At 74.6% G+C, this 11,303-nt stretch carries 13 protein-coding genes and 1 pseudogene; 7 read left to right on the top strand and 7 right to left on the bottom strand.

Going from position 1 to position 11,303, the window contains the following annotated elements; all coding sequences use genetic code 11:
- Window positions 1-144: 144 nt before the first annotated feature.
- From PUR56_RS12890 to PUR56_RS12880, 3 genes and pseudogenes are all read right to left on the bottom strand, one after another.
- Window positions 145-484, bottom strand: a pseudogene (locus PUR56_RS12890) (NF041680 family putative transposase); the annotation flags it as partial.
- Window positions 485-622, bottom strand: a complete 138-nt coding sequence (locus PUR56_RS12885; RefSeq protein ID WP_329948997.1) for a hypothetical protein — start codon at window positions 620-622, stop codon at window positions 485-487.
- A gap of 494 nt (window positions 623-1,116) precedes the next feature.
- Complete coding sequence (locus tag PUR56_RS12880) at window positions 1,117-1,491, bottom strand: hypothetical protein (protein ID WP_329948996.1); 375 nt, start codon at window positions 1,489-1,491, stop codon at window positions 1,117-1,119.
- 71 nt (window positions 1,492-1,562) lie between these two features.
- On the opposite strand from PUR56_RS12880, the gene PUR56_RS12875 reads away from it, so the two are divergent.
- Window positions 1,563-1,694, top strand: coding sequence for a hypothetical protein (locus tag PUR56_RS12875; protein ID WP_329948995.1), 132 nt, complete (start codon window positions 1,563-1,565; stop codon window positions 1,692-1,694).
- A gap of 46 nt (window positions 1,695-1,740) precedes the next feature.
- Here the strand turns inward: PUR56_RS12875 and PUR56_RS12870 are convergent, their stop codons facing one another.
- Window positions 1,741-2,409, bottom strand: a complete 669-nt coding sequence (locus PUR56_RS12870) for a response regulator transcription factor (RefSeq protein ID WP_329948994.1) — start codon at window positions 2,407-2,409, stop codon at window positions 1,741-1,743.
- A complete protein-coding gene (locus PUR56_RS12865; RefSeq protein WP_329948993.1) occupies window positions 2,406-3,584 on the bottom strand; it encodes a sensor histidine kinase in 1,179 nt (392 codons plus the stop codon). Before PUR56_RS12865 ends, PUR56_RS12870 begins: the two co-directional genes overlap by 4 nt.
- A 262-nt stretch (window positions 3,585-3,846) precedes the next feature.
- On the opposite strand from PUR56_RS12865, the gene PUR56_RS12860 reads away from it, so the two are divergent.
- Entirely contained in the window at window positions 3,847-5,106 is a 1,260-nt protein-coding gene (locus PUR56_RS12860) for an alpha/beta hydrolase family protein (RefSeq protein WP_329948992.1), read from the top strand.
- Between the two features lie 667 nt (window positions 5,107-5,773).
- On the opposite strand, the gene PUR56_RS12855 is transcribed toward PUR56_RS12860, so the two are convergent.
- Complete coding sequence (locus PUR56_RS12855) at window positions 5,774-6,706, bottom strand: LysR family transcriptional regulator (protein ID WP_329948991.1); 933 nt, start codon at window positions 6,704-6,706, stop codon at window positions 5,774-5,776.
- A 200-nt stretch (window positions 6,707-6,906) separates the two neighbouring features.
- Between PUR56_RS12855 and PUR56_RS12850 the strand changes: the two genes are divergently transcribed.
- Genes PUR56_RS12850 through PUR56_RS12840 form a run of 3 tightly spaced genes read left to right on the top strand, consistent with a single transcriptional unit; the run spans window position 6,907 to window position 9,648 of the window.
- Complete coding sequence (locus PUR56_RS12850) at window positions 6,907-7,803, top strand: 3-hydroxyacyl-CoA dehydrogenase NAD-binding domain-containing protein (RefSeq protein WP_329948990.1); 897 nt, start codon at window positions 6,907-6,909, stop codon at window positions 7,801-7,803.
- Entirely contained in the window at window positions 7,800-8,720 is a 921-nt protein-coding gene (locus PUR56_RS12845) for a hypothetical protein (protein WP_329948989.1), read from the top strand. The genes PUR56_RS12850 and PUR56_RS12845 overlap by 4 nt, the downstream gene beginning before the upstream one ends.
- A gap of 52 nt (window positions 8,721-8,772) precedes the next feature.
- The gene (locus PUR56_RS12840) at window positions 8,773-9,648 is read left to right on the top strand and encodes a 3-hydroxyacyl-CoA dehydrogenase family protein (RefSeq protein ID WP_329948988.1); all 876 of its coding nucleotides are present in this window, start codon (window positions 8,773-8,775) and stop codon (window positions 9,646-9,648) included.
- A gap of 91 nt (window positions 9,649-9,739) precedes the next feature.
- On the opposite strand, the gene PUR56_RS12835 is transcribed toward PUR56_RS12840, so the two are convergent.
- Window positions 9,740-10,126, bottom strand: a complete 387-nt coding sequence (locus PUR56_RS12835; protein ID WP_329948987.1) for a hypothetical protein — start codon at window positions 10,124-10,126, stop codon at window positions 9,740-9,742.
- Between PUR56_RS12835 and PUR56_RS12830 the strand changes: the two genes are divergently transcribed.
- Window positions 10,099-10,389: a DUF6966 domain-containing protein gene (locus PUR56_RS12830; protein ID WP_329948986.1), complete on the top strand. Its 291-nt coding sequence runs from the start codon at window positions 10,099-10,101 to the stop codon at window positions 10,387-10,389. The genes PUR56_RS12835 and PUR56_RS12830 overlap by 28 nt on opposite strands.
- A gap of 707 nt (window positions 10,390-11,096) precedes the next feature.
- On the top strand, window positions 11,097-11,300 hold the full coding sequence (locus tag PUR56_RS12825; protein ID WP_030918248.1) for a cold-shock protein: 204 nt from the start codon (window positions 11,097-11,099) through the stop codon (window positions 11,298-11,300).
- Window positions 11,301-11,303: the final 3 nt, after the last annotated feature.

Below are 11,303 nucleotides of genomic sequence, written 5' to 3'. Positions count from 1 at the left end.
CGGCCTTCGCGTCAAGTCCTGTGCCTCTTGGTCGAGTTCAGGATCACGCGAAGGCCGCTCCCGTGTCCCGTGATCACCCGGACGAGTGATCACCGAGTCGGCCTGTTCGAGCCCGATGGATAAATCACAAGCTCAGCTTGTTCTTTACCTACCAAGATCGTCCGGGCTTGCCGATGGCTTTGCGGGTCTCGGGCGTTTGACGGTCTTGCCGACGTCGTAGAGGGGTGCGCGGTGATTGTTCTTGGCGCCGGGTGGCCGTCCGGGGCCCGTGCCTCGGGGTTTGGGAACACGGGTCGGGCAGGGCGATGTGGGGGCGGATGTTCCTGAATCCCCGGCGGACTCGGGCCGGGGTGAGGCGGTCGGAGGCAGTGGGCTTCTCCCAGGGCCGGCGGAGGTTCACGGCGAGTGGCCGGGCGAGCCTGAGCTGGGTGTAGGCGACGATGAGGATCCAGGTCCAGCGGTCGGCGGCCTCGGGGGTGCGGAGCTACCGCCCGCACATCTCGTCGGTGCCGCCGGGCAGGCCGTCGATGGCCGCGCGCAGCGCGTGGTCGGGGCTGGGCAGGCTGGTGGTGTCGCGCATCGGTGGGGCCAGGCGGGAGCCCAGGCGGGGCCAGCCGGGCATGTTGGGCAGGGAGGGCCGCAGGGGGTGGCGCCCTCGTCGAGGCGGGCGGCCTGGTGGAACCAGTGCTCCGCCTCCCGGAGTTCGCCGGCGCGGATGTGGTGCAGGTAGAGGCAGTAGTCGACCGTCAGGTCGCCGTCGCCGGCGGCGAACTGCCACCACCACTGGGCCTCGAACCGCAGGCCCGCGAGGTCGAGGAGGCAGCCGAAGACCAGGCCGCCGCGCGGCTCCCAGCGCGTCACCAGCGCGCTCACCAACTCGTCGGCGCCCGGCTCGTTGATCACGAGCCTGGTCAGGGCCTTCAGGGCCTTCAGGTCCCGGTCGGCGTCGGCCCCCAGCAGGTCCCCCGGGCCCGCGTCCAGGACCGGGGCGGCGGCGGGCGCGGGCACGCGCCCGGGGGACGTAGCGGCGGCCGGCCTCCGGGTCGTAGCGGGGGCGGGCGCCGGGAGCGGGGCCGGCGTTCTTCAGCAGGCGGTCGATGTCGTAGGTCATCGAGATCACTCCTGGTCGGACGTGGCGGGGCCGGGGTACAGCAGGCGACGCGGGGTGAGGCGGGCCCTGGGCCTGGCCTTGGCCTGGGAGGTCAGGGAGCGCGCCGTCCGCTCGTCGATGCCCATCGCCAGCGCGGTGCGCTCCACGCTGAAGCGGTTGAGGTAGCGCAGGACGACGACGACATCGATGCCGTCACCACCGACCTGGAGGTCGGCGTGTCGGTGGCGACCGCGGTCCTGGAGCTGTCCGGCCTCCCCCGCCGGGTCAGGGACGCCGCCGCGCGGACGCGGGGAGCGGCCGGCCCCGAACACGGGGCCGGAGGCAGGACGGCCCGGCCGGGCGGTCCCGGCGGGGACGGGGAACGGAGCGGGGGAACACATGGCGCAGAGGGTCCTTGTCCCTACGGGCGGGAGCCAGGTGTGCCGCTCCAGGTCGACCTCGACACCATGGGGTGCACACCTTCCCGGGCGTCGGCAGCCACTGGTTCTACCTCGCAAGCGAGGGCGGCGGCAGCAGGACCATCAACGGCGTCACGTACAACGGCTCCGCCGTCACCGAGTGCGCCACGGTCGCCACCGCCTGAGCCGCCGACCCCCGCCCGACGGCCCCCGCCGGCCGGCCGCCCGCGCCTACCCCGGCCCGACCAGCCCGCACTCGTACGCGAAGATCACCGCCTGCACCCGGTCCCGCAGACCCAGCTTGGCCATGACCCGGCCGAGATGCTTCTTCACCGTGGGCTCCGCGAGACCGAGGGCGGCGGCGAGTTCCGTGTTGGTCAGGCCGCGGGCGACCCCCAGCAGGACCTCCCGCTCGCGCGCGGTCAGCACGCGCAGCCGCTCCGCGTCGCCGCCGCCGTCGTCCCCGGCGGCGGGGAGCCGGTGCGCGAAGCGGTCCAGCAGCCGCCGGGTCACCCGGGGGGAGACCACGGCGTCCCCCCGGGCCACGTCGCGGATCGCCCCCAGCAGCTCCTCCGGCCGGCTGTTCTTCAGCAGGAAGCCGGACGCCCCGGCCCGCAGCGCCTCGAAGGCGTAGGCGTCCAGGTCGAAGGTCGTGAGCACCAGCACCCGCGTCCCGGGCACCTCGCGCAGCAGCAGCCGGGTCGCCTCGATGCCGTCGGTGCCCGGCATCCGCACGTCCATCAGCACCACGTCCGGCCGCAGCCGCCGCGCCAGCTCCACCGCCGCCGCCCCGTCGGCGGCCTCCCCGACCGGCTCCATGTCCGGCTCGGCGCGCAGGATCATTCCGAACGCCAGCCGCAGCAGTTCCTCGTCGTCCACCAGCAGCACCCGCACGCTCACGGCGCGCCCCCGGGATCAAACCGTACGAAGACCCGCCAGCCGCCGCCCGGCCGCGGGCCCGCCTCCAGCACCCCGCCGAAGGCCGCGGCGCGTTCCCGCATCCCCGTGAGACCCCGCCCGAACCCGGCGGATCCCGGCCGCCCGGTCCCTCCGGCCCGCCCGTCGTCGGTCACCTCGACCGTGACCGTCCCCGGCGCGCAGCACACCCGCACCTCGGCGCGCGCCCCCTCCGGCGCGTGGCGCAGCGTGTTGGTCAGCGACTCCTGGACGAGCCGGTGCACTGTCAGCTGCGCCGCGGCCGGCACCCCGGCGGCCTCGCCGTCCACCCGCAGCCGGGTCACGAGGCCCGCCGCCTCCATCCGCTCGCACAGCGCTCCGAGCTGCGCGATCCCCGGTGGCGACCGCCGGTCGTCCCTGGGCCCCGCGTCGGTACCGGCGTCCTGGAGCAGGCCCAGCGCCCGCCGCATGTCGGTCAGCGCCTGCCGCCCGGTCTCCGCGATCCGGGCCGTTACGGCGGAGGAGTCGGCCGGCCGCGCGTGCCCGAGCGCGTCCGCCAGCGCCACCACCACCGACAGGCCGTGCGTCACGCTGTCGTGCAACTCCCGCGTGATCCGGGCGCGTTCCTCCTCCACCGCCCGACGCTCCCGCTCGTCGCGGTCCCGTTCCAGCCGAGCCAGCCGCTCCGCCCGCGAGGCCCGCCGGATCCGGGCGTTCGCCCCGAGCAGCGCGCTCGCGGCGACCGCCGCCGTCATCGCGGCGGCCGAGGCGAGGAACCGGCCCTCGGGCGCCCAGCGCGCCGCCGCCAGCGCCGCCCCGGCCACCGCCACCAGACCCGCGGCCCAGGCCGACCGGTGCGGCGTCCGCGCGGTCACCGTCCCGAGGGCGACCAGCAACGCCGCGTCGGCCGGCAGCTGAACACCCAGCAGCCACTGCACGAGCGCCGCGGCGGCGATCACGCCGAACGCGGACCGGGGCGCCCGCCGCCGCCACACCAACGGCAGCACCAGAGCGGTCTGCAGCGCGAAGCCCGTACCGTCCGCCACCCGCCCCGGCCCGAGCGTCACCAGGAACAGGGCCGCCGCGAGCGCGGCGTCCGCCACCAGGGGCGGCACCCGCCCCGGCAGCCGGGCGAGGGAGCCCGGCGGGCCCGTCCGTACCGCGCCGGTCCCGGTCATCGTGTCCGTCCTCGCGTCCGCGTCGTCCGGCGTCCTCGCCGGAGCCCCACGGTAGGGCCCCCGGGTCCGCGAAGGCGTCCGCCCACCGGCGGAGACCGGGGGAGACCCCGGGCCACCGGGGTCTCCTCCGCGCGCAGGAGCGGTCGCGTCCTGGGGCGACCCGCGCCCACCGGCGGGATCGTCCCCCGGCAGGGCGCCCCGCACCCCCCGGCGGCGAAACCCTGGTGGCGACCCGCATCCGCACCGCCCGAGGAGCCCGCCCATGCCCCCGACCCGCCGCGCCCTGCTCGGCACGCTCGGCGCCGCCGTGCTCGCCACCGTGGCCGCCGCCCCCGCCCCGGGAAGCCGCCCCGCCGCCCCGGCCGGGGGACACGGCCCCGCGCACGCCCCCGGCACCCCCGTCCCGCTGCGCCTGCCCGCGCCCACCGGGCCCTGGCCCGTGGGCACCGTCGCGCTGCACCTGGTCGACGACAGCCGCCCCGACCCCCTCCTCCCCGCCAAGCCCTACCGGGAGCTCATGGCCGGCCTCTGGTACCCGGCGGAACCCGGCGCCGGGCACCCGACAGCTCCCTGGCTGCCCCCGGCCGCGGCGGCCGACTGGGACGCGCACTCCGCACCGGCCCTCGGTGTCCCCGCCGACGCCGCCGACTGGCGGGGGATCAGGACCCATGCCCGCACCGGCGCGCCCGTCGCCCGCCGTGCCGGCCGGCTGCCCGTGGTGCTGTTCTCCTCCGGCGACGGCGGCTCGCGCGCCCTCGGCACCACCCTGGTCGAGGAGCTGGCGAGCCGCGGCCACCTCGTCGTCGCCCTCGACTCCACGTACGAGGCCGAACAGGTCGAGTTCCCCGGCGGCCGGGTCGAACGCGCCCTCCCGCTCCCCGACGACCTCACCCCGGAGGTCATCGCCGCCCTCCTCGCCGGGCACTCCCGGGCCCGCCTCGCCGACGCCCGCTTCGTCCTCGGCGCACTCGACCGACTCGCCCGCGGGGACCGCCCCGACACCGGCACCGACCCGCTCCCGGACGGGCTCGCCAAAGCTGCCGACCCGGCCAGGACCGGCGTGCTCGGGCAGTCCCTCGGCGGCTCCGTCGCCGCCCAGCTCGCCCACGACGAGCCCCGTGTCCGCGCGGCGGCCGACCTCGACGGCGCCCTTCTCGGACCCGTCGCGGACAGCGGCCTCGCCAAGCCCTTCCTGCTGATGGCCTCCGGTACGAAGACCCTGCGCACCGAACCGAGCTGGGACTCCTGCTGGGCGGCGTCCACCGGCCCGCGGCACGCTCTGCGGCTGCGAAACGCCGCCCACGGCTCGTACACCGACCTCCAGGTCCTCCTGCCCCAGCTCGTCCGCCGCCTCCCGGTCCCCGACGCGGCCGGACTCATCGGCACCGTCGACCCCCGGCGCTCCCTGGCCGCCCAGCGCACCGCCGTCGCCGCCTTCTTCGCGCGGTACCTGACAGGGCGGCCCACCGGCTTCCTCGACCGGCCCGGCGACCACTGGCCGGAGCTGGAGGTACTGCGCTGAACCGGCCCGCCCGACACCCCTCGTGGCGCCGGACGGCACGGCCGTCCGGCCAGTAGCGTGGCGGACGCGGGGCGGGCCTGGACACGGAGCCGGCACGGCCGGAGAACGGACGGACCCCCTGTGCCTTCCCGCAAGCCGGCGCCGCGAGCGGATCACCCCCGCCGGGCCACGCCGGACCGCCCGGGGCCCGCGCCGCCCGCGCCCCGGACAGGGTCCGCGTCCTGATCGCAGACATCCGTCGAGCAGGAGCCCGTCGCGGACCACACCGGCCAGCCGGCGGTAGCACGACACCGGTACGCCGGCCAGCGATCAGAACAAGCAGGGCGACCAGCAGCCGAGCGGCGAGGACGAGGCGCACCCATCCGGGAGCAGGAGCGCGGACGCCAGCAGAACCGCAGTCGGCAACGGCCGGAACGTACCAGCGACCAGGAGCTGCACCGGCCGGGCGAACAGGCCGGCGGCCGGACGGAGCGCAGCAGGACGCCCGAGCGCGGCCGATCACGGGGTCGGGGTGCCGGGCTCCGCGGTTCGGTCAGCGGTGCGTCACGGTGTGGCATGAGGGCCTATCTGGCGCCGGGGTAGATGTCGCAATCCACACCTGGCCAGAAGGCCCTCACTCATTTCAAGACCACCAACCCGTGAACCCTGTCACCGACCTCCGTGGTCACTACACCGGGCCCTGGGCGTGCCCGGGGCGCAGGCCCGCGATCACCTGGAGCAGGCGGCTCACGGTCGCGTCGGCGTCGGTGCGGTGCACGGCCCGGACGGTGGTCCGCAGATCGCCGGTGTCGCCCAGCAAGGGAAGGAGCGCCACCTCGTCGGTGAGCTGCCGGGCCCCCGCGGGCAGCAGGCTGACGCACCGCCCGGCGGCGACGTGGCTGAGCAGGCCGCTGAGGTCGTCGGCCAGGACGGTGCCCCGGGGGGTGAAGCCGGCCCGGTGGCAGGCCAGGTGGACCTGCTCGGCCAGCACCGGCAGGGCGGTGGGGTCGGGCAGTGCGAAGTCCTCGTCGCGGAGCCGGTCCAGTGAGATCCCGCCGGTGTCGGCGAGGCGGTGGCCGCGGGGGACGGCAGCCTCGATCCGCTCGGTGGCCACGACGGCGCTGACCAGGTCGGCGGAGAGCCGGGCCGGGTCGCGCAGGAAGCCGAGGTCGAGCGCACCCGTCCGCACCTGGTCGGCCACCGCCGCCGAGGAGCCGTGCCGCAGGTGGATGCGCAGCCCCGGGAGCTCCTCGGCGGCGGCGCGCAGCACCGCCGGGAGGTAGAGGTGGCTGAGCAGGCTGACGTAGCCGACCAGGAGGTCGCCCTCGACGCCGTCGGCGACCCGGCGGGCGCGGGCGACCGCGGCGCCCTGCAGGTCGAGCAGCCGCTGCGCGTCGGCGGCGAACACCCGCCCGGCGGCGGTCGGCCGGGCCCCGCCGGGGCCGCGGTCCAGCAGGCGGACGCCGAGCATCCGCTCCAGGCGCTGGATCGACTGGCTGAGCGGTGGCTGGCTCATGCCGAGGAGCTCGGCGGCCCGTCCGAAGTGCCCTTCCCGGGCCACGGTGAGGAACTGCTCCATCAGCCGCCGGGACAGTGCAATATCGTCAGCCCTATCGTTCATGCCGCAATCATATATTGGACAGACCTAGCCGGGCGGGTGTGGAGTGGATCGTGCACGGCCCGTGGGACACCGCCGCAGTCCGACCCTGTTCGGTCCTGTCGGCTTGCCGCCCCATCGGGCGGCCCGTCCCTTGGAATGCCTTCCGGGGACGGACCGGGGCCGGGCTCTCCTGTCCTTCTGATTCCTCTGGGGTGATCTTCATGGCGGTCGTGACGATCGTCGGGGCCGGTGTCATCGGCGTCTCGTGGGCACGGCTGTTCGGCGAGGCGGGCTGGGAGGTCCGGATCAGCGACCCGCGGCCCGACCTGGCCGAGGTGGTGGCCCGCGACCTGGCGGGCTTCGAGGTGACGGCGACCGGCGACCTGGCCGCCGCGGCGGCCGGCGCCGACTTCGTCCAGGAGGCGGGGCCCGAGCGCACCGACGTCAAGGAGCAGATGTTCGGCACGCTGGCCGCGCACACGGCCGAAGGCGTGGTGCTGGCCTCGTCCTCGTCCTCGCTGCTGCCCTCCGTGATCGTGAAGGGCAACCCGGCGGCGGACCGGATCGTGATCGGCCACCCGTTCAACCCGCCCGAGCTGATGCCGCTGGTGGAGGTGGTGCCCGGGCCGGAGACCTCCGCCGCGACGGTGGACCGGGCCGTGGAGGTGTACCGCGGGCTCGGCAAGCTGCCGATCCGGCTGAAGAAGGAGATCCCGGGCTTCGTCGGCAACCGTCTGCAGAAGGTCTTCAACGACCAGGCCATCTACCTGGTGCAGCAGGGCGTCATCGACGTGTCGGACCTCGACGACCTGGTACGCGCCTCCCTCGGACTGCGCTGGGCCACCATCGGGCCGTTCGAGAGCGGCACCCTCGGCGGCGGACCGGCCGGCATGCGGCGCCTGGTGGAGCACGTCGGGTCCCAGCTGACCTTCGAGATCGGCAGCCCCGACCCGGCCGGCATGGGCGAGGTCCTCGACGCGGTCGAAGCGGCCTACGGCACCGGTGAGCAGGCCTACCGGCGCCTCGCCGAACTCCGCGACCGGCGCACCAGGGCAGCCCTCGCCCCGCTGGACTGGCCCGAGCCCCCGACCGGCGCCACCGATGGAGGCCGGAAGTGACCGCGGCCGGAGCGGCCTCGAAGCGCCTGCTGGCGCTGCAGCTCGTCCCGGGCCGGGTGCTGGAGGTGGACACCGCCGACGGCCGGGTGCGCACCCTGGTCGAGGACGCCGGCAACTCCCCGGACGGCGTTGTCGCGGCGGACGGCGCCCTGTACTGGACCACGATGGGCGCGCCCGACGTCGACCCCGGCACCCCGGGCGAGGGCGGCTACGACTTCTCCCCCCGCAACGGCGGCGTCCACGCCTGGAGCCCGGGCGGCCCGCGGCGCGACCTGGTCCAGGCCGGGGCGATGACCACCGGCAAGCAGCTCACCTCCGACGGCGCGGGCGCCCTGTACTGGTGCGACCGCGAGGGCCACCGGATCAGCCGGGTGCGCACCGACGGCAGCGGCCTGATCGACCTCGTGGTGACGCCCGCCGCCGAAGGGATCATGGGCGAGTGCGTCGGCATCGCCGTCGACTCCGTCCGCGGCCACCTGTACTGGACCCAGAAGGGGCCCGCGAAGGGCGGCCGGGGCCGCATCCTGCGGGCCGGCCTGGATATCCCGGCCGGACAGAGCGCCGAGCACCGCACCGACATCGAGGTGCTCTGGGACCACCTGCCCGAGCCGATCGATCTGCACCTCGACGGCGACACCCTGTACTGGACCGACCGCGGCGCAGCCCCCGACGGCAACACCCTCAACCGGGCCCCGCTGCCCGGCCCCGACGGGTCCGGGCAACGACCGCAGATCCTGGCGTCCGGCTTCGCCGAGGCGATCGGCCTTGCCGTCGACACCGCCGCCGGCCTCGCCTACGTAGCCGACCTCGGCGGGCACATCCGCGAGGTCCCGCTCCCGGACGGCCCCGCCGCGGGCCGCGCCCCGCGCGAGGTGGCCGCCCTCGGCACCCCGCTGACCGGACTGTGCCTGCCGTAACCGCGGCCGCATGCCCCCGCCCCCCACCGTTTCCGGAAAGAAGCACAGAGCCATGGCCTTCGTCCTCCCCAACCGCATCGAGTCCCGCCCCGTCACCGTGATCGGCGCGGGCACCCTCGGCCGCCGCATCGCCCTGATGTTCGCCACCCGCGGCGGAGAGGTCCGGATCTTCGACCCCAACCGTGCCGTCGCCGAACAGGCCGTCGCCTACGTCGCCGAGCACGTCGGCGAGGTCGCCGCCACCGTCGGGGCCGGCCGGCCGGGCACCGCCGTGGCCCACGACGACCAGGCCGACGCCGTGGCGGACGCCTGGCTGGTCGTGGAGGCCGTGCCCGAGCACCTCGACCTGAAGAAGCGGGTCTTCGCCGACCTCGACCGGCAGGCCGCCTCCGACGCGATCCTGGCCAGCAACTCCTCGTCCTACCCGACCAGCCGGTTCATCGACGGCGTCACCCACGTCGAACGCGTCGTCAACATGCACTTCTACATGCCGCCCCAGCAGAACGCCGTCGACCTGATGTCTGACGGCCGGACCGACCCGGACGTGCTGTCCTTCCTCAAGCAGGAACTGCCGAAGTACGGGGTCTTCCCGTTCGAGGCCCACAAGGAGAGCACGGGCTTCATCTTCAACCGCGTCTGGGCCGCCATCAAGCGCGAGGCCCTGGCCGTGGTCGCCGAGGGCGTCTCCACCCCCCAGGACGTCGACCGGATGTGGCAGATCAACATGGGCCTGAAGGCCGGCCCGTTCCGGATGATGGACCAGGTCGGCCTCGACGTGGTGCTCGACATCGAGAACCACTACGCCGCCGAGAACCCGCACCTGCCCGAGGGCCCGCGCAAGCTGCTCCGCAGCTACGTCGACGCAGGCCACCTTGGGCTGAAGACCGGCCGCGGCTTCTACGACGACTACCCCACCCCCGCCGCCTAGCGCGTATTTGGTCGTGACAGGCGTGACGGCGCGCGGTGCAGGCACGGGCCGCGCGGTGCGGTGCGCGCGGCCGCCCCGGGGCCGGCCCGGTCTACCAGCGGGCCAGGTGCTCCCCCAGCGCCAGGCGCAACAGGGCGAGGGCCGCGTCGGCGCCGGGGCAGCGCAGGGGTTCGCCGCCGGCGGCGTCGGAGACGATGCTGCTGTCGATCAGGGCGGTCCAGATGCCGCGCTGAACGTCGTACTCCTCGGTCCGGCCGACCGGGCGGCCGGCTCGCTGGAGCTCCTGGACGCCCGGGTCGGCGGACCGGGTGAGGTGGACCAGGCCGTCGTCGAGCGCGCCACGGTCGGCGTCGCCGAGGCCTCGGGCGCCGGGATCGGCGGTGCGGCATGGCGTCGGGTTGTGGTCGACCGCTATCTCTCCACCACCGCGCAGGGGTACATACTTGCCCCATGATCGACGTCCCAGGGGAACTGACAACCGCACTCGACGCCTTCGCGCGAACACTCAACGAAAGCGGCTACCCGGGCTGGGCCCGCAGGATGGAGCGTGGACGATCGAAGATCGCGGCGGGGGACGCTCAAGGACTGGATATCGTCCTGAACGCATACGGCGGCGCGGGGAGCCTCAACGACCTCCCGTTCACCGACGACCACCCCGTCAAGGTGTTGAGCGCCGAGGTGCGGGAGCGGTGCACGGCCGTTCGCACCCGGTTGCACCAGAGCGAGCGGGCCGGGACCTGACGCCCTACGGCCACGCCGGCCCGAAGTCTTCACTGGGCCTGCCTGGCTGCGGCCGGTTCCCGGGGCTTCGTCTCGGGGGCTGAACAGGCAGAGCGGTCCCGTCCCGAACCGCGCAGAGCCTGCGCTGCGTACCGCGATCGCCGTGTCCCAGTGGCTCCCCAGCTCGCAAGTACGGGTCGAAGTTCGGGCTCCCGGTTCGAGCACCGAGGGCCGCCGGCGCTGACCACCGCATGGCATGCCTTCAGGCTCCGGAGTCCCTGCGGCCTCCACTCCCCCTGCTTCGCCGCACAACTTGGCCGATAGCGCGGCCCTCGGCCGACCGCATCCCGGGCCTTCACACAGCGAGGGTTCACGCCACGTTTCCTTAACGGACCTGATGGTCCACCGGCCACCGGTCTGCGCGCACCTCGCGGGTCGGCCTGCGAGGTGGACGATGGTGACGGCGAGGTGGCGCAGGTCATGGACGGTGCACCGCGGCGGGTGGGCGCGTCAGGGTCGCGGACGGCTGTGGCCGCTTTCATCGCGCTGCGGAGCCTGCTAGTCTCTTTCGAGTTGCAGTTGTGGTCCCATGGACTTTGTGTGCGCCTGCTGATGTGTCGCAGGCGCACCTTTTGTTTCCCGGCTCTTTTCCCGGGTGGGTGCTCATCCCGGCGACTCGGAGTCCGCACTGTGCGGGTTCCGGACGGCCCCTTGAAGGAGATTTCTTTATGGCTAATGGCACTGTGAAGTGGTTCAACGCGGAAAAGGGCTTCGGCTTCATCGAGCAGGAGGGCGGCGGTCCTGACGTGTTCGCCCACTACTCGAACATCAACGCCAACGGCTTCCGTGAGCTGCTCGAGGGCCAGAAGGTCGAGTTCGACGTCACGCAGGGCCAGAAGGGCCCGCAGGCCGAGAACATTCGTCCGCTGTAGTTT

Source organism: Streptomyces sp. BE303, assembly GCF_036290945.1.
In the GTDB taxonomy this organism is placed as follows: domain Bacteria; phylum Actinomycetota; class Actinomycetes; order Streptomycetales; family Streptomycetaceae; genus Kitasatospora.
The sequence above is the reverse complement of the archived record's forward strand: the minus strand, read 5'-3'. Positions and strand labels throughout refer to the sequence as shown.

Coding starts and splice junctions, on each gene's coding strand:
- PUR56_RS12885 (WP_329948997.1), bottom strand. CDS start 622: ATGCCCGGCTGGCCCCGCCTGGGCTCCCGCCTGGCCCCACCGATGCGC.
- PUR56_RS12880 (WP_329948996.1), bottom strand. CDS start 1,491: ATGTGTTCCCCCGCTCCGTTCCCCGTCCCCGCCGGGACCGCCCGGCCG.
- PUR56_RS12865 (WP_329948993.1), bottom strand. CDS start 3,584: ATGACCGGGACCGGCGCGGTACGGACGGGCCCGCCGGGCTCCCTCGCC.
- PUR56_RS12860 (WP_329948992.1), top strand. CDS start 3,847: ATGCCCCCGACCCGCCGCGCCCTGCTCGGCACGCTCGGCGCCGCCGTG.
- PUR56_RS12855 (WP_329948991.1), bottom strand. CDS start 6,706: ATGAACGATAGGGCTGACGATATTGCACTGTCCCGGCGGCTGATGGAG.
- PUR56_RS12850 (WP_329948990.1), top strand. CDS start 6,907: ATGGCGGTCGTGACGATCGTCGGGGCCGGTGTCATCGGCGTCTCGTGG.
- PUR56_RS12840 (WP_329948988.1), top strand. CDS start 8,773: ATGGCCTTCGTCCTCCCCAACCGCATCGAGTCCCGCCCCGTCACCGTG.
- PUR56_RS12830 (WP_329948986.1), top strand. CDS start 10,099: ATGATCGACGTCCCAGGGGAACTGACAACCGCACTCGACGCCTTCGCG.
- PUR56_RS12825 (WP_030918248.1), top strand. CDS start 11,097: ATGGCTAATGGCACTGTGAAGTGGTTCAACGCGGAAAAGGGCTTCGGC.